The following is a 24,785-nucleotide window of genomic DNA, read 5'->3' as shown; positions in this document are numbered from 1 at the left end:
CCCCGGCGAGCCGGACGGCACGCTGCCGCCCGCACGGGCCGCTGCGGCCGGGCCGGCGGAGCACGAGACCACCGGCTGAGCCCGCCCGGCGCGGGGGCCCCGCCGGGGGCCCGGGCCCCCGCGCCGGTGGTCAGGGGTGCATCCGCGCGCCCTTGAGCGCCTTGTCCACCGCGTTCCGCTACCCGTACACGGCCAGCCCGGCCAGGTCCAGGGCGTCCCCGGGCACGGCACGCACCGCCGCCCGGTTGTCCCGGTCGTTGCCGGTGGAGAAGAGATCGCCGGTGAAGACGGCGACGGCGAGGCCGCGGGACAGGGCGCGGGCGTGCGCGGCCGTCAGGGTCTCCTTCGTCCCCTCGAAGACCAGCACGGGCTGCCGGAACATCGGCAGGTACCCGGTGCCGCCGGCATCCGCGTAGGGCTCGCCGATCACCTCGGGGCGGGCCGTGCCCAGGCCGCTGACCAGGAACGCCGTCACGTTGAGGCGTTGCCAGACGGCGAGGTCGTCCCGGAGCAGCACGGCGACCTTGGTGTCGAAGCGTACGGGCGCGGCGTCCCCGGCGGGAGCCGCGCCGGACGCCTCGGGTCCGGGCGTGGCGGGCGCGGGGGTGTCCGGGGGCGTGGGATGCGGATCGGTCATGGCCCCGATGCTCGCGGGCGCCGGGCCCCGGGGTCTTGTACGTTTCTTGCATGGCCGAGGTCCGCGCCTGGCGCCCGCCCGTGGCAGGGGTCCGCGAGGTGTTCCACGCGCACTTCACCGATCACGCGTACCCGATGCACGCGCACGGCACCTGGACGCTGCTGATCGTCGACGACGGCGTGGTCCGCTACGACCTGGACCGGCACCGGCACGGCGCCCCACGGGACGTGGTCACCCTGCTGCCCCCGCACGTCCCGCACAACGGCGCCGCGGCCACGGCGCGGGGCTTCCGCAAGCGGGTGGTCTACCTGGAGGGGCCACAGCTCGGCGAGCGGCTGATCGGCATGGCGGTGGACCGCCCCGAGCTGGCCGACCCGGTGCTGCGGCGCCGCGTCCACCAGCTCCACACCGCCCTGGCGGCGCCCGGCGAGGAGCTGGAGGCGGAGAGCCGGCTCACGCTCATCCGGGAGCGGCTGGAGCAGCATCTGCGCCATGCGGTCGCCCCCGTGCCGGTCCGCCGGGACCCGGGGCTCGCCCGCCGGCTGCGCGAGCTGCTGGATGCGCGCACCGCCGAGGGGCTCACCCTGACCGAGGCCGCGGCGCAGCTGCACGCCCACCCCTCGCATCTGGTCCGGGCCTTCGGCCGCGAGTTCGGCATGCCGCCGCACCGCTACCTGACCACCCGGCGGGTCGACCTGGCCCGCGGGCTGCTGCTCGACGGGTGGCCCGTTCCGGAGGCCGCCGTGGCGGCGGGCTTCTGCGACCAGTCCCATCTCACCCGGCACTTCACGCGGGTGGTGGGCGTCGGCCCGGGCCGCTTCACCGGCTCGGGGCGCCCACGCGGGCGCCGTCCGCGGGCCCGTACGGGCTGAACCGGCCCGGCGGCGTCCCGGCGGGGCCCCCGCTGTCGGTGCCGGCGTGCAGGATGAGGAAGACGGAGAAGCGAGCGGGGCGCGGAGGAAGGAGCAGGGCGATGGCGCTGGGCTGGAAGCTGGTGATCGATGCGGCCGACCCGCACCGCCAGGCGGATTTCTGGGCGGACGCACTGGGCTACGAGCTGGAGGACAACAGCACGCTGATCGAGCGGCTGCTCGCGGGTGGCGTGATCGGCGAGGACCTGGTGACCGAGTTCGCCGGGCGGCGGTTCTTCCGGGACGCGGCCGCCGCCCGCCACCCGGACGACCCGTTCGACGCGGAGAGCGGCACGGGGCTCGGCAGGCGGCTGCTCTTCCAGCGCGTCCCCGAGGCGAAGACGGTGAAGAACCGGCTGCACATCGATGTGCACGCGGGCCCCGGGGCGCGGGCCGCCACGGTCGCCCGGCTGGAGGCGCGGGGGGCGCGGGTGCTGCGCGAGGTGGCGGAGCCGCAGGGGAGCTGGACGGTGCTGGCCGACCCGGAGGGGAACGAGTTCTGCGTGGCCTGAGCACCACGCCATGCCGGGTTCACCGGCGGGTGGCCCAGGGCGTGGTGGAGGTCAGCCAGGAGAGGATGCGGCCGAGGTCGGAGGAGGAGATGATCCCGACCAGCCGGTCGTCCGCCACCACGAGAGCCCGGCGCACGTCGCCGGCCTGGAGCTCGGGCAGGAGCTGGGCGAGCGGGTCCTCGGGGCCGGCGGTGGGCACGTCCGCGGCCGGGAGCATCGCGTCCGCGACGGTGGCCGTCGCCTGCCGCTCCTCGGGGACGTCGCGGGCGCGCCGGAGGGTGATCAGTCCCCGCGGTGAGCCGTCCTCGGCGACCACGGGGAAGGCGGAGTGCCGGTAGCGGTAGCGCGGCCCCTCCAGGAACTCCGCCAGGGTCTCCGTCTCCGGGACGGTGACGGGGTCCGCGGTCATGGCCTGCCGCACCGGGATGCCGGAGAGCAGTTCGCGGAGCTGTGCCTGGCTGCCCTCCATGGTCGCCGCGGCCACCAGGAACCAGCCGATGATCGCCAGCCAGACGCCGCTGAAGCCGGCGCCCGCCACCAGCAGGTAGAGCCCGAGGACGACCAGCGCCCAGCCGAGCGCCCGGCCGGCCACGGTGGCCGCCCGGGTGGCCCGCAGCCGGCTGCCGGTACGCCACCACACCACGGCCCGCAGCAGCCGTCCGCCGTCCAGCGGTGCGGCCGGGAGCACGTTGAAGAGGGCCAGGAGGACGTTGATCGCCGCCAGCCAGGCGACGGCCTCGACGGCCAAGCCGCCGCCGAGCAGCCCGCCCAGCACCCCGGCGAGCAGCCCGAACACCACCCCGAGCACCAGGCTGACCAGCGGCCCGACGCCCGCGATGCGCAGCTCGGCGCCCGGGTTCGGCGCCTCGCTGCGCAGCCGGGCGGCTCCGCCGAGCATCCACAGCACGATGCCGTCGACATGGACGCCGTTACGCCGGGCCACCACGGCGTGCGCGATCTCGTGGGCGAGCAGCGAGGCGAAGAAGACGACCGCGGCGGCCAGCCCGACGAGCCAGTACTGCCACCAGGAGCCGTCCGGGTGCGCCTCCGGGAGGCGGCCCTCCGCCAGCCCGAGGGCGATGAGCACGAAGATGACCAGGACGCTCCAGTTCACCCCGACCCGTATCCCGGCCAGGCGCCCCAGCGAGAACGTCTCTCTCACGGCGACCTCCTCCCGTGCGGCACGCCCGCTCCTCCCCTGCGGTGCGCCGGTGCGGACCGGGTACCCGGGGCGGGCGGCGCCACCCGCCCCGCGGACCGGCGTACGGGAGATTTGCCGCGGGGCCGCCGGGGCACTCGTCACGGCCGGTCGCGTACGTCCGGCCCCGGACCGCCGTCGGCGGTCCGGGGCCGGGGGCGCGGGGCACATGCCGCGCGCGTCGTGCGGGCAGGGCCCGCCGGGTGTCAGCGCACGGCGCCGGCCGGCGGCGCGGCCTTCGCCGGGGCGTCCGCCGCGGAGATGCCGAAGATGCTGACGGCCTGGTAGTAGGTCCAGGCGGTGCTGTTGCAGGCCGTGCGGGTGCCGCCGGAGTAGCCGGCGCAGACGCGCTTCAGGTCGGCGTAGAAGGCGCTGTCGATGCGGTCCTTGTGCGCCTCGAACTGCCCGACGGCCTTGTAGTTGCGGTAGCCGAAGTCGTGCCGGATGCACGAGTTCTCGAACGGGAAGCCGAAGGGGTTGTCGGGGGAGCTGCTGCACTTGTCGGTCGACCAGTCGAACTGGTACGCGGCCCAGTCTCCCTGCCGGGCCCGTGCGTGGTGGAAGGCCTGCTCGCTGGCGGCGCTCGTCTGGGTCCAGCTCGCCATCACGTCGAGCTTGTCGGACGGTACGGCGTGGGCGGGGGCGGAGAGGGCGAGGGTGGCGGCGAAGGCGCTGGTTGCTGCGGACATGCCAAAGATCACGCGGCGACGCATCCGTGTTCCTCCGGGTGAGGGTGTCGGCCCGCGGTGGGCCGTGGACGGGGGGTGCGCTTCTCTACCTGGCCAGGACAGAAACGGAACCAGTGTCCAACGGGTGCGCTGTCACCGCGCCTTCACCGCACTCACACGAGGTGTCAGAGCCCGGAATTTCGCCCGGGTGAGTGAACGCCCCTCCCCCGCACGCCGGTTCGGCCGGTACACCCGCCACCCACCACCCGGCCGTCCGGGCCGCCCGCCCGTGCGGCTGCCGGACGCCCGGCGCAGACGGGTCGAGGCGGGTGGAGGCGGGCGGAGCTGAGCCGAGCCGAGCTGAGGCGGACTCAGGCGGTGACGTCACGGGTGGTGAAGCGGGCCCAGGCCGCCGAGCCGAACACGGCCACGTACAGCCCCTGGAGCCCCAGGTTCCGCAGCACCGGCTCCCAGTAGACCGGGTCCCGGAGCAGGTCCGCGAAGGAAAGCCAGTGATGCGGGAAGAGATACGGGTGCACGGCGTCGAGCTGCGGGATCTGGTCCACGATCTGCACGGTGATGAGCAGCCCGACCGTGGCGGCCATGGCCGCGACCCCGCTGTCGGTGAGCGTCGACACGAACAGCCCGATCGCCGCCAGTCCCAGCAGTGAGGCCGCCACCAGGACGGCGATCGCCGCCGCGCGCAGCAGGCCCTCGCCGAACGACACCGTGGTGCCGGAGAGCAGGGTCACCTCGCCGAGCGGGAAGAGCAGGGCGCCCACCGCCAGTGCCGAGGCCGCGACGACCGCGGTGGCGGCGAGACAGAAGGCCGCCACCGCGGTGAACTTGACCAGCAGCAGCCGGGTCCGGCCGGACGGTGCGACCAGCAGATAGCGCAGGGTGCCCGCGCCCGCCTCCCCCGCCACGGAGTCCCCCGCGACCACGCCGACCGTCATCGGCAGGAAGAACGGCAGCGTGGCGGCGAGCGCGGTGAAGACCAGGAAGAGCCCGTTGTTCGTCACCTGGGTGATGAAGGCGGGGCCCTCACCGCCGCCACCGCCGACCGAACCGCCGTCGCCGGTCTCGATCCGCACGGCGATGCCCACCAGCACCGGGACCAGCGCCAGCACCCCGAGCAGCGCGAGCGTGCGCCACCGCCGCAGGGTGGTCAGCAGCTCGCTGCGGAGCAGGCCGGACGGGCGCGGCAGCCGGCGTACGGGCCGCTGCCCCGCGTCCGGACCCGGCGGCACGCCCGGTCCCCCGGCGCCCGCGGCCGGCCCGGCCCCGGGCGCCTCGGCACGCGCCCCGGACACGGAGGCGGGCCCGGTTCCGGACCCTGACTCGGCCGGCGCACCAGCCTGCGCGTCAGCCCGTGACTCAGCCCGCGACATCGAAACCCTCCCCGGTGAGCGCGACGAACGCGTCCTCCAGCGAGACCCGTTCCTGGCCGAAGGCCCGTACCCGGACCCCGCCGCGCACCAGCGCGGCGTTCAGCTCGGCCGGGTCCGGCGGCGCGGCGGCGGGCAGCGCACCGGTGACCCGGTCGTCGGTGACGGTGAGGTCCGTGAGGCCGTGCTCCTTCAGGATGCGGGCCGCGTCCGCCGGGTCGGGCGTGGTGACGGCCAGCCGGCCACGCGCGTCCGCGGACAGCTCGGCGACGGTCCCCTGGGTCACCAGCCGGCCGCGGTGCATCACCGCGGCGTGCGTGCAGACCTGCTCGATCTCGTCGAGCAGGTGGGAGGAGAGGAAGACGGTGCTGCCGTCCCCGGCCAGCTCCCGCACCAGCGCCCGGATCTCCCGCATGCCCTGCGGGTCCAGGCCGTTGGTGGGCTCGTCCAGGACCAGCAGGTCCCGTGGCCGCAGCAGTGCGGCGGCCAGCCCGAGCCGCTGCTTCATGCCCAGCGAGTAGGCGCGGGTCTTCTTGCCGCCGGCCGCGCCGAGCCCGACCCGGTCCAGGGCCTCCGCCACCCGGGCGCGGCGGGTGGCCGGGTCGGCGGTGGGGTCGGCGGCGTCATACCGCAGCAGGTTGTCGCGACCGGAGAGGAAGCCGTAGAGCGCGGGCCCCTCGATCAGCGCGCCGACCCGCGGCAGGACCCGCCGGGCCGCCTCCGGCACCGGCTCGCCGAGCAGCCGTGCGCTGCCGCCGGTCGGCTCGATCAGCCCGAGCAGCATGCGGATCGTGGTGGTCTTGCCGGAGCCGTTGGGGCCCAGGAAGCCGAAGACGCTGCCGCGCGGCACGGTGAGGTCCAGCCCGTCGACGGCGAGCTGCCCGCCGCGGTACCGCTTGCTCAGCCCGCGCGTCTCGACCACCGCGCCGGACGCCTCTGTCATCTGCTTCCCGCTTTCCTGACGGCCCGTGACGGCCGCTGACGGCTTCCCGGGCCGCCCCGGCGACGTGCCGGCGGCGCCCGCCGACCCCGTGTCCGCCCCCGCGGCCCCGCGTACGGGCGGAGCCGCGCGGGCGCGACGTCAGCGCTGGGCGCCCTTCTCGGCGGCCTCGATCAGGCCCTCCTTGGTGACGGCGCCGGCGTAGACCGTACCGTCCTCCGTCAGCAGGGCGTTGAACAGCGTGGACTCGAAGACCCGGCCGGTGCCGAAGTCACCGCGGACCTCGTCGGTGAAGGCGTCCAGCAGGCGCTTCGCCCGCGGGTCGTCCAGCCCCTCCGGGCCGCGGTCGCCGGGCCTGCCGAGCTGGCCCTCGGGGAACTCCAGCTCGGCGACGGTGTTCCAGTCCTCGCCGATGATCTCCAGGCCGGAGAGGCCGGACCGCGGCTCCTCGCCCTTCCGGTCCCCGCGGTGCTGCCGCTCCTCCCCGGTGAACCGCTTCTCGGTGACGTCGGCGCCCTCCGGCGGCGAGAAGCGGAAGGTGTCCGCGTCCGGCTTCCCGAAGTCGACCGTGGTGTAGCCGATGTCCACGGCGGCCTCACCGCCGCCGCGCGGGGTGAGCGTGAACTTCAGCGGCACGCTCTTCTCGGCGTCCACGGCGATACGGACGGCGCCGACCGTCGAGTGCGTCTCCGCCTTCGGCTTGATGAGGAGCTGGTAGGCGTCCCGGCCGGCGACCTTGGCGGTGCCGTCCACGGTCACCGTGGTGGAGTCCCCGACCGCCGCGACGGCCCGGTCGGCCGCCTCCTGCGGGGTGAGGTCGCCGAGGCCGCCGGGCAGCTCCTCGTGCCGCTGCCGCTCCGCACCGGCGTCCTCGGGCCCGACGCCGTGGAAGACGGAGTTGCTGGCGCTGTCGTACGCCCACACCTCGTTGCCGTTGCGGATGAGGCTGTACTCGGCGGCGTCCTCGACGATCGAGAGCCGCTGCTTCTCCGGGCCGTCGGCCGCGACACGCAGCGTGTGCTCGCCGGAGGCGAGCTCCGCCAGCTTCCGCTGCGGTGCCGCCGGGGAGCCCTCCTCCCCGGAGCCCTCGGCGCCCTGCCCGGAAGGCTCGCCGGGGCCGCCGCCGAAGCCCCCGCCGCCGGCGGCGCCCGGGAGGGCGGGGAGGCCGAGGTCGGTCGTGACCTTGACCGTGCCGGAGAGCCGGTCGGTGCCGGACTCGGCCATCTTCGCGATCAGCTCCTCGGCGCTGATCTTCGGCAGGTCGGGGTCGCCGGAGTCGGCGAGCGCCGGGACCAGCCCGATGGTGGCCGCCGCCACCCCGGCGACCGCGACCGGTACGCCGTAGCGGGCCAGCTTGCCGTGCGCCCTGATCGGTTGGATCTGTGCCATGTGTGTGCCCTACCTCCGTGGTCGGCGGCGGTTCTGACCTCGCACTCGTCCGTCCCTCGCCGCCCATTGTCACCCGACTCGGTGCGGGATGGTCACTCCATACGACCAAAGACCCGGCGCCGGGGCGTCAGCCGGCGGAGGCAACTCCGCGTACTCCTCGGGTAGGACGCCGCCCGTGGCGGCTGCGCCGCCCGGGTGAGCGGGCCCCTGAGGGGCGCCCCGGGCCGCCGCGGTCAGCCCGCGCGGTGGACGACCGCGTCGCAGAGCTGGGAGAGGGCGGTGCGCGCCCCGCACTCGGGCAGCGGCGCGAGCATCGCCCGGGCCTCGTCCGCATGGCGGACGGTGTCGCGGCGGGCCTGCTCCAGCGCCGGGTGCGCACGGAGCGCGGCCAGCGCCTCCGCATGCCGGGCGTCGTCCGTGAGATCGCCGTCGAGCAGCGCGCACAGCTCCCGGTCCTCCGGGGAACCGCCGCGCGCGGCGCGGGCGCGCAGATGCAGCACGGGCAGGGTGGGGATGCCCTCCCGCAGGTCGGTACCGGGGGTCTTGCCGGACTCCCGGGAGTCGCTGGCGATGTCCAGCACGTCGTCGGCGAGCTGGAAGGCGGTGCCGATCCGCTCGCCGTACTGGGTCATGATCGAGACGACCCGCTCGTCGGCGCCGGACATCATCGCCCCGAAGCGGCCGGCGACGGCGATCAGCGAGCCGGTCTTGCCGGCGATGACGTCCAGGTAATGGGAGACGGGGTCCTCCCCGTTCTGCGGGCCGGCGGTCTCCATGATCTGGCCGGTGACCAGGCGTTCGAAGGCGGCGGCCTGGATGCGGACGGCCTCGGGTCCGAGGTCGGCCAGTATGTGCGAGGCGCGGGCGAAGAGGAAGTCGCCGGTGAGCACCGCGACCGAATTGTCCCAGTTCGCATTGGCGCTGGGGACCCCGCGCCGCACATCCGCCTCGTCCATCACGTCGTCGTGGTAGAGCGTCGCCAGATGGGTCAGCTCGACCACCACGGCGGCCGGCACCACCCCGGGCGCGTGCGGGTCGCCGAACTGGGCGGCCAGCATCACCAGCAGCGGCCGGAAGCGCTTCCCGCCCGCGTGCACCAGATGCTGGGCGGCACCGGTGATGAACGGCACGGAGCTCTTGGTGGCCTCCAGGAGGCCCTCCTCGACAGCCGCCAACCCTGCCTGGACGTCGGCTTCCAGGACCTGGTCCCGCAGGCTCAGCCCGAAGGGTCCGACCACGGTCACGAGGGGATCTCCTGTCTACGCGGTGTACTGCGCGGTATGTCGACGTATCGCTGTCACCATCACGGGCAGCGTATCCGGTCGGGTGTGGATCACTCCCGGCGCGTACCCCCGCGCGTACCCCGGGGCGCGCCCCCCGGTCCCGTAGGGGGCGGCCGGTCGGGTGCCGATAGCCTGTGCGCGGCCCTGACCGGCGACGACCTCGAAGGCGAGGCACACCCCCGATGACCGAAGCCACCCCGTTCGACCTCCCCGAGGACGACCTCTTCGGGCCGGACAACCTCCCGTACGGGCTGTTCACCACCCCGGACGCGCCGCAGGACCGCCGGATCGGCGTCCGCTACGGCGCGTGCGTGCTGGACGCCGGCGCCGCGGCCACGGCCCTCGGCTCCGGCCACGCCGAGCTGCTGCGGCAGCCGCTGCTGAACCCGCTGATGGCGGCCGGCCGCCCGGTGTGGGAGCCGGTCCGCGCCGAGCTGCGCCGCTGGCTGACCGACCCGGCCCACCGGGACACCGTGCGGCCGCACCTGCACCCGCTCTCCGAGGTCACGCTGCACCTGCCGTTCGAGGTCGCCGACTACGTCGACTTCTACGCCAGCGAGCACCACGCCTCGAACGTGGGCCGGATCTTCCGCCCGGACGGCGACCCGCTGACGCCCAACTGGAAGCACCTGCCGATCGGCTACCACGGCCGGGCCGGCACCGTGGTGGTCTCCGGCACCCCGGTCGTACGGCCGCACGGCCAGCGCAAGCCCCCGGCCGAGCCCGCACCGCTCTTCGGCCCCTCGGAACGGCTGGACATCGAGGCCGAGGTCGGCTTCGTGGTCGGCCGGCCCTCCGCCCTGGGCACGCCGGTGGGCCGGGAGTCCTTCCGGGAGCACGTCTTCGGCGTGTGCCTGCTGAACGACTGGTCGGCCCGGGACCTGCAGGCCTGGGAGTACGTGCCGCTCGGCCCCTTCCTCGGCAAGTCCTTCGCCACCTCGGTCTCGCCGTGGATCACGCCGCTGGACGCCCTGGAGACGGCCCGCACCGCGCCGCCGGCCCGGGACCTGCCGCTGCTGCCCTACCTGGACGACGCGGGCGAGCAGGACGGCTACGACATCCGGATCACCGTACGGCGCAACGGCGAGAAGATCGCGGAGCCGCCCTTCTCGGCCATGTACTGGACGGCCGCCCAGCAGCTCGCGCACATGACGGTGAACGGCGCCTCGCTGCGCACCGGGGACCTCTTCGCCTCCGGCACCGTCAGCGGGCCGGAGCCGGACCAGCTCGGCTGCCTGCTGGAGCTGACCGCCGGCAAGGGCCCCTACCTGGCGGACGGGGACGAGATCAGCCTCACCGCCTGGGCGCCCGGCCCGCAGGGCCGTCGCATCGGCCTCGGCGAGGTCACCGGCCTGATTCACCCGGCCGGATGAGCGGACCCCGAGGACTACGATGGCGCGATCTGTTCATGACAGCACCGACACGGCCGCGAGCCCTGTCGTGACGGAGGGTGGGCAACGTGCGCAGAACGGCGCGTAGCGCGGCGGCCACGGCGGCCGTCGCCGCCGCACTGCTGCTGACCGGCTGCGGAAGCGGCGACGACGGCGGCTCCGGGAAGGGCGACGGCGGCGCGTCCGGCGGAAAGGCGAGCGAGCAGCAGGAGGACGGCGGCACGACCGGCGGCTCCGGCGGGGACGACTCCGGGGGCGGCGACGGCGGCTCGGGCTCCGGGGGCGGCGACGGCGGCTCGTCCGGCACCAGCGGCGGCTCGGCCTCCGGGGGCGGCGACGGCGGCTCCGCGTCGGGCGGCGACGGCGGCTCCGGCGGAAGCAGCGGCGGCGGCACCGGCGGCTCGTCCGGCGGGGGGAGCGGTGGCGGCGGCGAGTCCGGCGGGGCCGGGCTGGAGGGCGGCTGGTCCACCGGCGAGCTCACCGAGCCCGGCCACCTCATCCTGCTGGTCGACGACGGCGAGGCCCTGCTCAGCGGAGGCGGGGCGAGCTGCACCGGCACCGTCGCCCGGGACGCCGACCCGGTCACGCTGGACCTGAGGTGCATGCAGGGCGACTACGACAAGGGCACCGTCACGAGCCTGAAGGGCGACAAGCTGACCGTCGACTGGAAGGGCGGCGGCACCGACACCTTCACCCGGGCCGACGACGCCTCCGGGCTGCCCGGCCCCGAGTTCCCCGAGGGCTGACCCGGCACGTACCCGCACCGCCGGCGCGGCGGTGCGGGTACGCGGTGCGCCTCCTCCCCCGGCGGCCGCCCCCCGTCTCCCGGCGCGGCCCGGACCCTCTCCGCCCCGCCCTTTCGGCGCCAGACCAAACGGAACCGTCAACTCCCCCTGTTTTCCGGGACTTTGGCCCTTTCCCGAGCGTCCGTTTTCCTGTCGAACTCCTGTTGTGACGCGGGTAGGGTTCCGTACGCTTGCCGCGGCACCCGCCGTACCGGGCCCCGCGCAGGGTCCCGGCGACCTCGGCGTACTCATCTGGGGGAATGCGTGACTACCGAGGATTCCGCGAAGTCTCCGCAGCTCGATCCGCAGCTCGCCGCCGAACTCCACACGGATCTCGCAGCGGTGGAGAACATCATCCAGGAGAGCGTGCACTGCGACGTCGCCCTGCTGCACGACGCCTCCCGGCACCTCGTGGACGCCGGAGGCAAGCGGCACCGCCCGCTGCTCACGCTCCTCGCGGCCCGCTTCGGCGAACACACCGACCCCGACGTGCTCCGTGCGGCCGCCGCGGTCGAATTGGTGCACATGGCCGCGCTCTGCCACGACGACGTGATGGACGAGGCGCCGCTGCGCCGCGGCGTGCCCAGCGTCAACGCCCGCTGGGGCGACGACGTCGCGCTGCTCGCCGGTGACTACCTCTTCTCCCGCTCCTTCCTGCTGATGGCCGCGTTACCGTCGCTCCCTGCCCGGCTGGAGGTCGGCACCTTCGCGGAGCTGGTCACGGGACAGATACGGGAGATGGACGGGCCGGGACCGGACGACGACCCCCTCGACCACTACCTCGCCGTCGTCTCCGAGAAGACGGCCTCCCTGATGCGCACCTGCGTCCGCATCGGCGCCCTGACGGCCGCCGCCGCCGACGCCCATGTCACCGCCCTCGCCGAGTACGGCACTCTGCTCGGCATCGCCTTCCAGATGTCCGACGACCTGCTGGACGTCACCGGCCGGAAGGCCAGCTCCGGCAAGACCCCCGGCACCGACCTCGACCAGGGCGTCACCAGTCTCCCCGTGCTCTACGCCCTCCAGGGCACCGACGCCGAGAGCCGCCGGCTCAACGAACTGCTCGCCCCCGGCCGGAAGCGGGACGGGCTCAGCGGCGCCGAACGCGAGGAGGCCCTCGCCCTGTTACGCGCCCACCCCAGCCTGGACCGCACCCGCAAGCAGGTCTGGGAGTACGCCGAGCGGGCCCGCGCCGCGCTCGCGCCGCTGCCCGACGGCCCCGCGAAGGACGGGCTGGCCTCGCTCTGCGTGGCCGTCGCGGAACGCGACCGGTAAGGGGGACCGCCCGGTGTCCCGCGTCCCCGCGCTGCTGCGCGCCACCAGCGTCCGCTTCACCGCCCTCTACTACCTCCCCTACTGCACCGCGCTGCTCGCCGCCGGCCAGGCACGCTGGCTGTGGCTGGTGCTCGGCGCGGTGTACTGGTTCGCCCACGGCCTCGGCACCGAGAGCCTCAACCGGCTGGCGGACCGCACCGAGGACGAGATCAACCGCGCCGAACGCACCGCCCTCTGCCACCGCGCCGGCTTCCCGGCCATCCGCCGCACGGCGGTGGCCGCCTGGAGCACCGTCGCCCTGCTGGACGTGGTGCTGCTGGTGCTGCACCCGGACCCGGTGCTGGCGCTGTTCCTGCTGCTCGCCGGGCTCAGCGCGGTCAACTACTCGTACGGGCTGCGGCTCTCCCGGAACCGCTGGCTCGCGCCGCTGCTGCTCACCTTCCACTTCGGCGGCACCTTCGTGATCGGCTGGGTGCTGGCCCAGGACCACTGGGACGCCCAGGTGTGGCGGGACTTCGCGGGCTACCCGCTGCCCTTCTTCGTCACCGGGATGGTCACCCTGCTGGCCCTCGGCGGCGCGAAGGACCTCACCGACCTGGCCGGCGACGCACGCATCGGCTACCACAGCGCCTGGGTGGAGCTGCTCCAGCGGCGCGGCGCCTGGATCGCCGGCGTGATGGTCGGGTCGACCTACCTGCTGGTGCTGGTCTTCGTCGCGGCCGGGCTCTTCCCGGCGCGCTTCCTGCTGTGGCTGCTGCTTGCGCCGGTGGGCGCGGCGCTGGGCCGCTGCCTCTGGCGGGCCGCCTCCCCGGAGCAGCAGCTCGCGACGCGGGAGTTCTTCTACCAGTACTGGATGCTCTCGCTGTCCGTCGCGGCCCTGCTGTACGCGCCGCGGCCCGGCACCCTGGCCGCGGTCGCGGGCACCCTCGCCTTCTGGGGCCTCACGACGCAGCGCCTCCACTGGTCGCCCGGTGTGCGCCGGGCGACGCTCCGCGCCGTCCTCTCGCTGGTCCGCCCGCAGGGCGCCGGCGGGCGGCTGCGGCAGCAAGCGTGAACGGAAAGGGAAGGAACCGAAGGGACATGGCAGGAGCCCCGCTGACGGAGGACGCCCTCCGCACGCTGGTACGGGAACACGCGCTGCGCATCCTCGAGCTGGAGCCGCAGGAGCTCGCCGACGCCACCACGTTCGAGGACGCGGGTGGCGACTCGCTCCAGCGGCTGGAGCTGGTCTCCGTCCTCCAGGACGAGCTCGGCGTGCAGTTCTCGGTGGACGACGAGGTGCGCATCACCTCGGTGAAGGCCGCCGTCGAGGTCGCCCAGCAGGCTTTGGCGGAATGACGGCGACGCCCGCGCAGGAGGCCGCCGGGCGGGCGGCGCCCGGCGAGGAGCCGGAGGGGACGGCGGACGTGACACGGGACGGGACGCGCCGCCGCCGGGTGGTGGTCACCGGGCTGGGCGTGGTGTCCGCGATCGGCACCGGCGCCGAGGAGTTCTGGGCCGCGGCCCGGGCGGGACGGTCCGGCACCGGCGAGGTGACCCTCTTCGACACCGGCGACTGCCTCACCCACCGCGGCGGGGAGATCCGGGACTGGACGCCGCCCGTCCCCGACGCCGCGTACGGGCTGGGTCCGCTGACCCGGAGCGAGTCCTTCGCGCTGGCCGCGACCCGGCTGGCGCTGGAGCACGCCGGACTGCTGCCCGCGGGCGGCCCGGCGCTGCCGGGCGGCCCCCTCCGGGCGTACGCACCGGAGCGGATCGGCACCGCCTTCGGCGTGGTGGTCGGCAACCGGCCCGGGATGGAGGGCCCGCTGCGCGCCTGGCGCGCCGCGGCGGCGGGGAGCGGCCCGGGCGCGCCCGCACCGGGCGGCACCACGGGCCCGGGCGCGCCCGGCGGCACGGGCGGCGCCACGGGCACGGGCGGCGTCACCGCCCACCTGCCGCAGCGCATCAACGGGCTGCCCGCGCAGGTGTTCGCCCTGCACGGCCCCGGCCTGCTGCTGGCCACCGCCTGCGCGGCGGGGAACAGCGCGCTCGCCCACGCCGCGGACGCCGTCGCGGACGGACGCGCGGACGCCATGGTCGCGGGCGGCGCCGACGAGCTCTCCGAGGCGATGTTCCTGATGTTCAACAGCTTCCGGGCGCTCGCGCCCAAGGCGGTGCAGCCCTTCGGCACCGACCGCGCCGGCCTGATGCTCGGCGAGGGCGCGGGCGTGCTGCTGCTGGAGGCCGAGGAGTGCGCCCGGGCCCGCGGCGCCACCGTGCTGGCGGAGCTCGCCGGGTACGGCTCGTACGCCGACGCCCACCACATGACAGCCCCGCACCCCGAGGGCCTGGGCGCCGTACGGTCCGTGCGGGCCGCCCTGGAGGCGGCGGGGCTGACGCCCTCGGACATCGACATGGTCAGCGCGCACGGCACCGGCACCCCCTCCAACGACGCCGCCGAGGCCCGCGCGCTCGCGGAGGTCTTCGCCGGGCGGTCCCGGGAGCCGGTGCCGGTCACCGCGCTCAAGTCGCTGCTGGGGCACGCGCAGGGCGCGGCGGGCGCCATCGCCGCGGTGGCCTGCGTGCTGGCCGTACGGGACGGGGTGGTGCCGCCCACCGCGCACGTGACCGAGCCGGACCCCGGCTGCCTGCCGCCGGAGACGCGCCTGGTCCGCGGGGCGGAGCACCGCACCCCGGTGCGTGCGGCGCTGAACAACGCCTTCGGCTTTGGCGGCAACAACTGCTGCACGGTCATCACCGCCCCCGCGCAGCGGCCGGGGCCCGCCGGGGCCGGCCGCACCACGGCCGACCGAAGCGGCGGTGGCGGCCGAGGCGGCCGGGAAGGAGCGGAGCGCTGATGCGCCGCGTCGTGATCACCGGCATCGGTGCGCTGACCGCCGCCGGCTCCGGACACCGCGCGCTCTGGGACCGCGCCACCGCGACGGACCCCCCGCCCGCCGTCCCCGCCGAGCCGCTGCCGGCACCGCCCGGCCTCCCCGGCACCGGACCGGCGCGGGTCGCCCGGCTCGGCCCGACGGAGGCGGAGGAGCACCTGGGCCGGCGCGGGCTGCGCACCCTCTCCACCGAGAGCAAGGCGTTCGCGGTGGCCGCGGTGACCGCGGCCCGGCACGCCGGGCTGGCCGGACGCTGGGACACCGACCCGTCGGTCGGCGTGGCCGCCGGGACCACCTCCGGCGGGCTGGACGACTACGCGGAGCTGTTCGCCGCCCGGCTGGAGGGCGGCGTACGCAAGGTGAACCCGGCCCAGGGCCCGCAGACCGGCCTCAACGCCCCGGCCGCCGCCGCCTCGATCCTGCTCGGCGCCGCCGGCCCGCACCTCACCCTGTCCAGCGGCCGCGCCGCCGCGCTGGACGCCCTGGCCGAGTCCGTACGGGCGGTGCGGCTCGGGCGGGCGGAACTGATGCTCGCCGGCGGCGTGCAGACCCTCGGCTACGCGGAGCTGCGCGCCCGGCGCACCGCCGACCCGTCCTACGGCACCACCGAGGCCGGCCGCCCCTTCGACCGGGACCGCAGCGGCGCGGTGCCCGGCGAGGCCGCGGCCGCGCTGGCCGTCGAGGACGCGGGCGCCGCCGCGCGGCGAGGCACCGTGGCGCTGGCCGAGGTCCTGGGCACCGGCGCCGCCTTCGGCGGGGAGTCGCCCGCCCGGCGGGCCGCCGAGGCGGCGCTCGCGGAGGCCGGCCGGGAGCCCGGGGAGCTGGACGCCGTCCTCGTCTCCGCCTGCGGCGACGGGCCGCTGGACGCCGCCGAGGCCGAGGCCGTGGCCGCACTCCGGCCGGACGGGGTCCCGGTGTGCGCGGTGCTCGGCGGTCTCGGCGACAGCGCGGGCGCCGCGGGGGCGGTGCAGGCCGCGGTGGCCGTACGGGCGCTGGGCGCGGGGCTGCTGCCCGGGACCTCCGGCTTCCGCACCCCCGACCCGGCACTGCCGGCCCTCGACGTGCGGCCGACCGCCGTCCGGCGAACGCTGCGGCGGCTGCTCGTCCTCTCCACCGACCCGCACGGCTGTGCGACGGCCCTTCTCCTCGGAGCTCCCGGAGGTCATCCGTGAACCGTCTGCCCCCTGCGAACATCGTCCACCGGCTGCTCGACGACCACCTGGAGCGGGGCCACGGCGACGCCCTCTGCGTGCGGACCGAACAGGAGCGCCTCAGCTACGCGCAGCTTCACCGCCGGGCCTGCCGCGCGGCACACGCCTTCCGCGACGCCGGGGTCACCCTGGAGACCCGGGTGGCGCTGATCCTGCCCGACGGCCCGGACCATCTCGCCTGCCTGCTGGGCCTGCTGCGGATCGGCGCGGTGCCGGTTCCCCTGGCCACCCAGCTCACCGCGGAGGACTACGCCCGGGTCTTCGCGGACTGCCGTCCGCGGCTCGCCGTCGTCGGCGCCGGGCAGCTCACGGCCGTACGGGCGGCCCGCGGAGACGGCGGGGAGTGGCCGGAGCAGGTGTGGGTGGCCGCCGCGGAGCAGCCGGGGGCGAGCGGGAGCGCGGAGGAGTCCGGTGCGGCCGCCGGCGGTGCGGGCGAGCCCGGCGGTGTGCCGTACCCGGAGCCGCTGCTGTCCCGCCTCCTCGACCAGGCCCCGGACGACCACGTCCCGGTCCGGGCGACCAGCATCGACGACATGGCCGTCATCCAGTACACCTCGGGCAGCACCGGCACCCCGCGCGGCGTCGTCCACCTGCACCGCGGGCTGCAGGCGGTACTGGACGGGCTGCCCGCCCGGCTGGGGCTGACCTCCGGCGACCTCTGCTTCTCCGCCGCCAAACTGTCCTTCGGCTACGGCTTCGGGAACTCGTTCCTCTTCCCGCTGTCCGTGGGCGCGGGCACGCTGCTGCTGCCGGAGGCCGCCGACGCGGCACGGGTGCTGCGGCTGGCGGCACGCTGCCGCCCCAGCGTCTTCTTCGGCGTACCGGCCCTGTACTCGGCGATGCTGGCGGTGGCCGAACGCGGGGCCGAGGTGGACCTGTCCAGCGTGCGCTGCTGCGTCTCGGCGGGCGAGCCGCTGCCGGCCAGCCTCGCGGACCGGTGGCGGGAACGCTTCGGCGTCGAGATCGTGAACGGCCTGGGCTCGACCGAGTGCCTGCACATCTTCCTCGCCACCGAGCCGGGCCGGACCCCGCGCGGCAGCTCCGGCACCCTGGTGCCCGGGTACGAGGCCGAACTCCGCGACGAGCAGGGCCGGGTGCTGGGCGACGGGGAGATCGGCCAGCTCTGGGTCCGCGGGCAGGCCAACGCCGCCCGGTACTGGAACAACCACCCCGCGACCACCGCCACCATGGCCGGCGAGTGGACCCGTACGGGAGACCAGCTCAGCCGGGACGAGGGCGGCGTCTACCACTTCGTGGCCCGCTCCGACGACGTGCTGAAGGTCGGCGGGTTCAAGGTCGCGCCGACCGAGATCGAGGACTGTCTGCTGCGGCACCCGGCCGTGCTGGAGTGCGCGGTCGTCGGGGTGCCGGGGCGGCACGCCACCACCGAGGTGATCGCCCACGTCCGGCTGCGACCGGACGCCCCCGCCGGCGACGGGTCCGAGGACGCCGTGCGCCGGGAGCTGCGCGCACACGTCCGCACCCACCTGGCGTCGTACAAACAGCCGCGGGAGATCCGCCTGGTGGCGGACCTGCCCCGGACCACCACCGGCAAGATCGCCCGCCACGTGCTGCGGGCGGAGGCGGCAGCCCCGCGCGTCACCGCGTGACGCCGCCCGGGCGGCGGGCGGCGGGTGGGGCGGCATCGCGGCGTGCGGGGCGGCGTCGCGGCGGAAGCGGCTGCGGTTCCGGCCGGATGCGGCCGGTCCCTGGCTGGGGTCACTGCTTGGCGGGCTACGAGGGGAGGGGTGGTGGGTGCCGGGCTCGTTCAGGCTGCCGGCGCGGGTGGCGTGGTGGGCTGGGGTCAACCCGCCTGTGACGGGGCCGGGCGGCATGTCCAGGTCGGTAAGCCGGAGACGGGTTGCTCTAGCGGGCTGCTGCCGCGCTGTGCCTGAGCTTTCGTCTTCTCGCTCCGCTCGTGTCACGCCGGTGGCACTGCGGGGTTCGCCTGCGGGCCGTTCCGGAGTGGGGGTGCGCCGATGGCCGGGTCGCACCGCAGGACCGATGGCCCTCGTCGAGCCCGGCGCAGGTGCGTGTGGCGGGGCTGCGCCTACTGCGCGCCGGACACCCGACTGCCGACAGACGGCGGACAGGCCCCGCCAGGTGGCACGCCGACCACCGGACGCCCGAACCCATGGGCCGCAGGCCGCGCGCCGGACGCCCGAACCCAGGGGCCGGAGGCTGCGCGCCGGACGTCCGGGATCCGCGAGACCGCAGGGTGGGGCTCGAGGAAATCGCCGGGCGACGGCTCTGTCCACAGGCTGTGGGCAGGCGCACACCCACTCCGGAACGGCCCGCAGCCGGACGCCGCAGTGCCACGCACCGGGAACGAGCGGAGCGAGAAGACGAAAGCTCAGGCACAGCGCGGCAGCAGCTCGCCAGGGCACCCCCGTCACCGGCTACCGACCGCCCCGCCGCCCGGCCCCGTCACCGGTGGGTGAACGCCAGCCGACCACACCACCCGCGCCCGCAGCATGAGCGCGCCCCGGCGAGGCACCCCTCCCCCCGTAGCCCGCCAAGCAGTGACCGCAACAGAACGAGCCCCGCACCCGGCAACGCCCCGCCACCACCCCGGCGGCGAAGCCATGCCCAGCCCCGCCACCCGGCCGCGAAGGCGCAATCGGACACGCCCCGGCCCGCCCCCTGACCCGCGTGGCGCGCGCCGCGCCCCGCGCCACGCGGGTCAGGCCGTGAGGTAGGAGCGCAGCCCCTCGTCGAAGGGGGTCAGGCGCAGGTCGAAGTCCTTGTGCAGGGGGCCGAGGTCCGCGGTGAAGTCCTCCAGCATGAAGTCCAGCGCGTTCGGGGTGATCAGCGGCCCGGGGAGGTGGGACAGGGCGCGGGCGACGGGACGGGCGAAGCCGTCGGAGACGGAGACCACCCGCCGGTCGCGCCCGACCAGCTTCAGGGCGTGCCGGAGCATCTCCCGCATGGTCATGCGGTCCGGGCCGCCGATCTCGTAGACGCCCTGGGGCGTACCGGGCGCCACGGCCTGGGCGACGAGGCGCCCGATGTCGTCCACGAGGACGGGCTGGTGCGCCTGGTCGCCCGCCTCCGGCAGCGGCAGCACCGGCAGGAAGCGGGTGGCCCGGACGATGCGGTTGATGCCGTTGTCCCGCGGGCCGTAGACGAACGCCGGGCGGACCACCAGGGCCTCCATGCCCGAGCCGAGCACGGCCTGCTCACCGCGGCGGATGGCCTGGTAGTACGGCTTGGTGGGGTTCTCGGTGACGCCGACCCCGGAGACGAAGACGTAGCGGCGGGCGCCCGCGGCGAGGGCCGCGCGCACCAGGCGCTCCGTGCCCAGGCCGTCGTACTCGAGATAGGTGTGCCGGTGCTGGGGCTTCTCGAAGGGGTAGTCGGGGAAGTTGGCGCTCTGCACGACGAGTTCGGCGCCCTCGACGGCGGGTCCGAGGGTCGTGGGGTCGAGCATGTCGCCCCAGCGGTAACCCGGGTGGCGGGCCGCCAGCGCGGCGTTGTGGGTGACCACGACGACATCCCAGCCGGCCGAGCGCAACGCCTCCACGATCGCCCCGCCGATGAATCCCCGCCCGCCGACGACGGCGGCCGTACCTTGCTTGGCCATCTGGGCCATCCCTCACCTCTGTGTGTGCGTGTACGGTCCCGCGCGCCCGCTCTCCTCACCTGAGGCGGAGCGGCGCCCCCGGACGGACGGGCCTCCCGGACAGCCGTGCCCCGGCCGGCGGCGCCCTCCGGCCGGCGGCGCTCCGTCAGAGAAGCAGCATCTTCGCGCGGGTGCTGAGCCGGGGCACGGCGGGCGAGGCCAGCTCCCGGTAGAAGCTCTCGACCAGGTCCATGTCCCGTACCAGCCGGCGTACGGCCAGGTCGCGGGCGGTCTGCACGCCGGGGAAGCGGTGGCTGAGCAGCCGGGCCCACTGGTTGGAGGTGCGCTGTGCGTAGGCGGTGCGGGCGCGCCGGCGCTCCTGGAAGGCGGCGAGCCGCGCGGCGCAGGTGTCGCCGGTGCGCAGCGCCTCCGCCAGCACCTCGCAGAGGATCGGCACGTCCTCCAGGGTCAGCGAGCCGCCGAGCCCGAAGTGCGGCAGCATGCCGTGCGCGGCGTCGCCCATCAGCACGGCGCCGTCCGCGGCCCAGCGGGGGACCCGGATGTTCCAGGGCCGCACCACGGCGACGCGTTCGATCGCGTCGAAGGCGGCGGCGGGCTCGGGGTCGAGGGTGGCGTAGTGGCGTACCGCGCGGTCCGGGTCCGCGGCGGCGGACTCGTGCACGACGGCGTAGAGCCAGCTCTGCGCCTCGCCGAGGCTGACGCAGCCGCCGGAGCCCTCGGCGGAGAGCGCCTGCCGCGACTCACGCCGCGGCACCGGGCCGCCGACGCCGGTGACGACGGCCTGGCCGCGCGGCTGCCAGCGGCTGTGGGTCAGGCCGAGTTCGTCGCGCAGCCGGGAGCCGGCGCCGTCCGCGCCGACCAGCAGCGGCGTACGGACGGACTCTGTGCCGTCGGGCCGGTCGACGTGGACCGTCCAGGCGGCCGGTTCACGGGTGAGCGACCAGCCCTGGGCGGAGTCGAGGATGCGTACGCCGGAGCGGAGTGCCGCGGCACGCAGGATCTCCTCCAGCCGGGAGGGCAGGATGCCGAGGAAGACGCCCGCGCCGAGTTCCGCGGTACGGACGCTGAGCCAGGTGCGGCGGAGGTCGTCTCCGGTATTCGGGCCGGTCCCCCCGGGGGTTTTCGGCGCGCTCGCCACGAACCAGCTCAGCGCTTCGAGTTCCGCACCGGCGGCGCGTGCTTCGGGAAGCACCCCTAACCATTGCAGGCAGCGTGTCCCGGGCGGCCAGAGGAGAAATCCGAAGACGTCCGCGGCGGACGCACGGCGGGTTTCGACGATGGCGGTGTCGATTCCGGAACCGGCCAGTGCGATACCCGTGGACAGCCCGGCGAGGCCGCCCCCGATGATGACGACATCGGCCTTCTCGGTGGTGCTGTTCATGTCTCCCCCGTGCGCCCGGACAGGACGGTGACCTCACCCCTGAAATGCCACTGAAACACCGCTGACACGGCGCGGAACCGATCCGAGGCGCCGTCGGGACGGCCCGGGAAACGGCTCCGGAACGGCCCCGGGCGACTCGGCGGACCTCGAACGTGTCAGCGGACGGAGCCCACATTCGCACCCGCCGGGCCGGTGCGCAAGACAAGCGATCGACTTCCGCGCCGACCGCGCCGGGCCCGCACCCGCTCCGGCCGCTCAGCGGGCGCGGAGCGCCAACAGGTCCTGCCCGGCGACGAGTTGGTCCACTCGCACGTCGGCGAACCCGGCCTCGCGCAGCTCCGGCCGGAGCTCCTCGGGGGTGGGGAGGGCGTAGCACCCCTGGGTGCAGGCGAGCACCAGGTCCAGGTTGAGCCCGGTGGGGCTCTGGCCGTGGAACATCGACACCAGCACCAGCGTCCCGCCGTCCCGCAGCGCCTCCCGCAGGGTGCGGAAGATCCCGGCCCGCTCCTCCGGTGCGAAGTAGTAGATGTTGTTGAGCAGCAGCACGACGTCGTACGGGCCGTCCGGCCCGGCGTCGCGCACGTCCCCTTGCCGCACGGTGAAGCGGTCCGCGAGGCCCCACTCGGCGAGGTTCCGGCGGGTCATGTCGACGGAGGCCTCGCGCAGGTCGATGCCGGTTCCGGTGGTGCCGGGGCGGTGCGCGGCGGCCCGCAGGTAGACGCCGGAGCCGCAGCCGGCGTCCAGTACCCGGGGCCCGTCCGCACCCGCGCCCGGTGCCTCGGCGACGGCCTCCCGGACGTACGCGGAGACGACGGGTTCGGCGATGCGCGAGGACTCGGCGACGACCGCGGCGGTCTCGGTGAGGTAGTCGCCCAGTTCGGCGCCCTGCAGCCGCTCGGGCAGGTGCTGGTAGACGGAGCCGTGGTAGCCGAGCTGTTCGTCGAGCAGGGCGCGCAGCACGCTGCCGTTGCGGCCGGCCAGGGCGCGGGCCCGGGCGCCCTTGAGGGCGTACGCGTCGCCGCGCCGGCTCAGTTCCCCGAGTGCGACGCCGAGGTCGAGGAAGAGGCGGAACTGCTGCGGCCGCTTGACGCCGAGCCGCTGTTCCAGTGCCGCGGCGGAATCCGGACTCTTCAATTCCGCGAAAAGGCCCAGATGGGCGGCGGCGTGCAGGAAATGGATGCGGGTGACGGTCTGGGAGTCCCGCAGCAGAAGTGCGTGGGCCCGCGGATCCGGCTGGGTGAACACCGCACGGAATGTTCTGCGCCACTTGCTGGAAGGCACTGCGAGATCTCCTCTTCACGAAACAACAGGGCGGCGGTCAGCCTAGAACTCCCCCTTGACGCACACCAGATGACGAGCGGTAGCGTCTTTCTCCGCACGCTGACGTGATCATGAAATTCCGAGCATCCAGGGAGCACCGGATGACGGGCGATTCCTTGACCTCCGCCGCGACGACCCCTGCCACGGCGGGTCCCGCGGAATCTCCATCCGGTCCGGCCCCCGCGACGCCGGCGGCCGCCACCCGGCGGCGCTTCGTCGGGGGCGCCCTCGGCGCCGGCGCGGTGGCGCTCGGCCTCGGCACCGCCGCGCACGCGGCGCCCCGGGCACCGGCCGGGGGTACCGGCCGCCGGGTGGCCGTGTTCGGCGCCGGGGTCGCCGGGCTGACCGCGGCCCAGGAGCTGGCCGAGCGCGGCTTCGAGGTGACCGTCTACGAACGCAAGGAGCTGGGCGGCAAGTCCCGCTCCATACCCGTGCCGGGCACCGGCACCGGCGGCCGCCGCGACCTCCCCGGTGAGCACGGGTTCCGCTTCGTCCCCGGCTTCTACCACAACCTCCCGGAGACCCTCGCCCGCATCCCCGCGGCCGACGGGTCCGGAAGCGTGCACGACCATCTGGAGCCGCTCGCGGGCGTGCTCTACAGCCGCATCGGCGGCCGCGAGGATCTCCAGTTCGAGTCGAACCCGGACGGGCTGCCCTCCGTGGAGGAGTTCCAGCGGTTCCTGATCGCCCTCTTCCAGCAGTTCACCGCCCTGCCCGCACACGAGACGGCGTTCTTCGCCCGGCAGATGGCGGTCTTCGCCACCAGCGGCGACCTCCGCCGCAACGGCGAGTGGGAGCAGACGCCCTGGATGGAGTTCCTGCGCGCGGAGCGGATGAGTGAGGAGTTCCGGAAGATGTTCGCGGAGGGGATGACCACCCACCTGGTCGCCTCCCGGCCGGACGTCGCCTCCACCCGGGCCACCGGCATCCTCTCCGAGCTCTACTTCTACGCCCTCGCGGGCCGCGGCAGCACCGGGTACATGGGCCGGGTGCTGGACGGGCCGACCAGCGAGGTGTGGATCGCCCCGTGGGTCGCCCGGCTGCGCGCCCTCGGCGTGCGCTTCCGGGTCGGCTGGGCCGTGGAGGAACTGCGCCCGTCCGGCGGCCGCATCGCCGGCGCCCGGGTGCGGGACCCGCAGGGACGGCTGCACGACACGGAGGCCGACTGGTACGTGTGCGCGATCCCGGTCGAACGGGCGCGTGCCCTGTGGAGCCCCGCCCTGCGCGCGGCGGACCCGGCGCTGGCCCGTATGGACCGGCTGCGCACCGAGTGGATGAACGGCATCCAGTTCTATCTGGACCGCCCCACCCCCGTGATCAACGGCTTCGTCGACTACCTGGACTCCCCCTGGGCGCTGGTCTCCATCAGCCAGGCCCAGAACTGGGCCCGCGACCTCCCCGCCGGCTACGGGGACGGGACCGTCCACGACTGCTTCTCGGTGAACATCGCCCGCTGGGACACGCCGGGCGTCCTCTACGGCAAGCCCGCCCGCGAGTGCACCCGCGAGGAGATCGCCGCGGAGACCCTGGCCCAGATGCGGGCGGCGCTGGAGGACACCGGGCGCGAGGTGCTGCCGGAAGCGCACATCCGCTCCTGGCACCTCGACCCGGCGATCACCTTCCCCGGCGGGGAGGGCGGCACCGCGGAGAACGACGAGCCGCTGACCGTCTCCTCGGTGGGCGCCTGGAACGACCGCCCCGAGCCGGCCACCGCGGTCCCGAACCTCTTCCTCGCCTCGGACTACGTACGGAACACCCTGAGCTGCGCCACCATGGAGGGCGCCAACGAGACCGGGAAGCGCGCGGTGAACGCCCTGCTGGAGGAGGCGGGGTCGGACGCCGACGCCTGCCCGGTGCACGGGCTGTACGTGCCGCCGGAGTTCCGCCTGCTGCGCACCGCGGACGACGTCCGCTACCGCCTGGGGCTGCCGCACGTGCTGGACCTGCCCTGGCCCTGACCGGCCGCCCGCACCCGCCGCCCCGGCCCGTCCGCCCCGCGGACGGGCCGCGCGCCGTCGGCGGCCCGCCCGGGGCGGG

Annotated in this window: 21 protein-coding genes; 11 read left to right on the top strand and 10 right to left on the bottom strand. The window is 75.3% G+C overall.

The genetic code is table 11. The features are described from left to right. Positions 1–178: 178 nt before the first annotated feature. Positions 179–637, bottom strand: a complete 459-nt coding sequence (locus HOY81_RS15725; protein ID WP_237321036.1) for a DUF2000 domain-containing protein — start codon at positions 635–637, stop codon at positions 179–181. A gap of 50 nt (positions 638–687) precedes the next feature. Between HOY81_RS15725 and HOY81_RS15720 the strand changes: the two genes are divergently transcribed. Continuing rightward, on the top strand, positions 688–1,509 hold the full coding sequence (locus HOY81_RS15720; RefSeq protein ID WP_237321035.1) for an AraC family transcriptional regulator: 822 nt from the start codon (positions 688–690) through the stop codon (positions 1,507–1,509). A 101-nt stretch (positions 1,510–1,610) separates the two neighbouring features. Next, positions 1,611–2,060: a VOC family protein gene (locus tag HOY81_RS15715; protein WP_237321034.1), complete on the top strand. Its 450-nt coding sequence runs from the start codon at positions 1,611–1,613 to the stop codon at positions 2,058–2,060. Between the two features lie 19 nt (positions 2,061–2,079). On the opposite strand, the gene HOY81_RS15710 is transcribed toward HOY81_RS15715, so the two are convergent. The 6 genes from HOY81_RS15710 to HOY81_RS15685 all read right to left on the bottom strand — a co-directional run bounded on the left by HOY81_RS15710 (position 2,080) and on the right by HOY81_RS15685 (position 8,887). Continuing rightward, positions 2,080–3,222 (bottom strand): site-2 protease family protein, encoded by a 1,143-nt coding sequence (locus HOY81_RS15710; protein ID WP_237321033.1) that lies wholly within the window; start codon positions 3,220–3,222, stop codon positions 2,080–2,082. 242 nt (positions 3,223–3,464) lie between these two features. Next, the gene (locus HOY81_RS15705; protein ID WP_272892856.1) at positions 3,465–3,971 is read right to left on the bottom strand and encodes a phospholipase; all 507 of its coding nucleotides are present in this window, start codon (positions 3,969–3,971) and stop codon (positions 3,465–3,467) included. 326 nt (positions 3,972–4,297) lie between these two features. Then, the gene (locus HOY81_RS15700; protein WP_237321031.1) at positions 4,298–5,317 is read right to left on the bottom strand and encodes an ABC transporter permease; all 1,020 of its coding nucleotides are present in this window, start codon (positions 5,315–5,317) and stop codon (positions 4,298–4,300) included. Next, a complete protein-coding gene (locus HOY81_RS15695) occupies positions 5,304–6,257 on the bottom strand; it encodes an ABC transporter ATP-binding protein (RefSeq protein ID WP_237321030.1) in 954 nt (317 codons plus the stop codon). Before HOY81_RS15695 ends, HOY81_RS15700 begins: the two co-directional genes overlap by 14 nt. A 138-nt stretch (positions 6,258–6,395) precedes the next feature. Continuing rightward, positions 6,396–7,643: a DUF2092 domain-containing protein gene (locus HOY81_RS15690; RefSeq protein WP_237321029.1), complete on the bottom strand. Its 1,248-nt coding sequence runs from the start codon at positions 7,641–7,643 to the stop codon at positions 6,396–6,398. A 233-nt stretch (positions 7,644–7,876) separates the two neighbouring features. Next, positions 7,877–8,887: a polyprenyl synthetase family protein gene (locus HOY81_RS15685; protein ID WP_237321028.1), complete on the bottom strand. Its 1,011-nt coding sequence runs from the start codon at positions 8,885–8,887 to the stop codon at positions 7,877–7,879. 221 nt (positions 8,888–9,108) lie between these two features. Here HOY81_RS15685 and fahA point away from each other — a divergent pair, with 221 nt between their 5' ends. The 8 genes from fahA (at position 9,109) to HOY81_RS15640 (ending at position 18,074) form a co-directional block, all read left to right on the top strand. After that, positions 9,109–10,299 (top strand): fumarylacetoacetase, encoded by a 1,191-nt coding sequence (gene fahA, locus HOY81_RS15680; RefSeq protein WP_237321027.1) that lies wholly within the window; start codon positions 9,109–9,111, stop codon positions 10,297–10,299. A gap of 86 nt (positions 10,300–10,385) precedes the next feature. After that, complete coding sequence (locus HOY81_RS15675; RefSeq protein ID WP_237321039.1) at positions 10,386–11,063, top strand: hypothetical protein; 678 nt, start codon at positions 10,386–10,388, stop codon at positions 11,061–11,063. 303 nt (positions 11,064–11,366) lie between these two features. Then, positions 11,367–12,377, top strand: a complete 1,011-nt coding sequence (locus HOY81_RS15670; protein WP_237321026.1) for a polyprenyl synthetase family protein — start codon at positions 11,367–11,369, stop codon at positions 12,375–12,377. A 13-nt stretch (positions 12,378–12,390) separates the two neighbouring features. Next, positions 12,391–13,431: a UbiA family prenyltransferase gene (locus HOY81_RS15665; protein WP_237321025.1), complete on the top strand. Its 1,041-nt coding sequence runs from the start codon at positions 12,391–12,393 to the stop codon at positions 13,429–13,431. A gap of 26 nt (positions 13,432–13,457) precedes the next feature. Next, positions 13,458–13,715: an acyl carrier protein gene (locus tag HOY81_RS15660; protein WP_237321024.1), complete on the top strand. Its 258-nt coding sequence runs from the start codon at positions 13,458–13,460 to the stop codon at positions 13,713–13,715. After that, on the top strand, positions 13,712–15,217 hold the full coding sequence (locus HOY81_RS27415) for a beta-ketoacyl-[acyl-carrier-protein] synthase family protein (RefSeq protein WP_272892854.1): 1,506 nt from the start codon (positions 13,712–13,714) through the stop codon (positions 15,215–15,217). The genes HOY81_RS15660 and HOY81_RS27415 overlap by 4 nt, the downstream gene beginning before the upstream one ends. Continuing rightward, the gene (locus HOY81_RS15645; RefSeq protein ID WP_237321023.1) at positions 15,217–16,425 is read left to right on the top strand and encodes a beta-ketoacyl synthase N-terminal-like domain-containing protein; all 1,209 of its coding nucleotides are present in this window, start codon (positions 15,217–15,219) and stop codon (positions 16,423–16,425) included. Before HOY81_RS27415 ends, HOY81_RS15645 begins: the two co-directional genes overlap by 1 nt. Further along, positions 16,422–18,074: a benzoate-CoA ligase family protein gene (locus HOY81_RS15640; protein ID WP_237321022.1), complete on the top strand. Its 1,653-nt coding sequence runs from the start codon at positions 16,422–16,424 to the stop codon at positions 18,072–18,074. The genes HOY81_RS15645 and HOY81_RS15640 overlap by 4 nt, the downstream gene beginning before the upstream one ends. A 1,073-nt stretch (positions 18,075–19,147) precedes the next feature. Here HOY81_RS15640 and HOY81_RS15635 read toward each other — a convergent pair. The 3 genes from HOY81_RS15635 to HOY81_RS15625 form a co-directional block, all read right to left on the bottom strand. Next, positions 19,148–20,047, bottom strand: a complete 900-nt coding sequence (locus tag HOY81_RS15635) for an NAD-dependent epimerase/dehydratase family protein (protein ID WP_237321021.1) — start codon at positions 20,045–20,047, stop codon at positions 19,148–19,150. Positions 20,048–20,192: 145 nt separating this feature from the next. Continuing rightward, the gene (locus HOY81_RS15630; RefSeq protein ID WP_237321020.1) at positions 20,193–21,428 is read right to left on the bottom strand and encodes an NAD(P)/FAD-dependent oxidoreductase; all 1,236 of its coding nucleotides are present in this window, start codon (positions 21,426–21,428) and stop codon (positions 20,193–20,195) included. Positions 21,429–21,683: 255 nt separating this feature from the next. Further along, positions 21,684–22,709, bottom strand: coding sequence for a cyclopropane-fatty-acyl-phospholipid synthase family protein (locus HOY81_RS15625; RefSeq protein ID WP_237321019.1), 1,026 nt, complete (start codon positions 22,707–22,709; stop codon positions 21,684–21,686). Positions 22,710–22,849: 140 nt separating this feature from the next. Between HOY81_RS15625 and HOY81_RS15620 the strand changes: the two genes are divergently transcribed. Further along, positions 22,850–24,706 carry an FAD-dependent oxidoreductase gene (locus HOY81_RS15620; protein ID WP_237321018.1) on the top strand — a complete coding sequence of 619 codons (1,857 nt, stop codon included), beginning with the start codon at positions 22,850–22,852 and terminating at the stop codon, positions 24,704–24,706. Positions 24,707–24,785: the final 79 nt, after the last annotated feature.

Origin of the sequence: Streptomyces sp. JJ36, assembly GCF_021696945.1 — a bacterium.
GTDB lineage: Bacteria > Actinomycetota > Actinomycetes > Streptomycetales > Streptomycetaceae > Streptomyces.
This window is presented reverse-complemented; position numbering and strand designations above follow the sequence as displayed.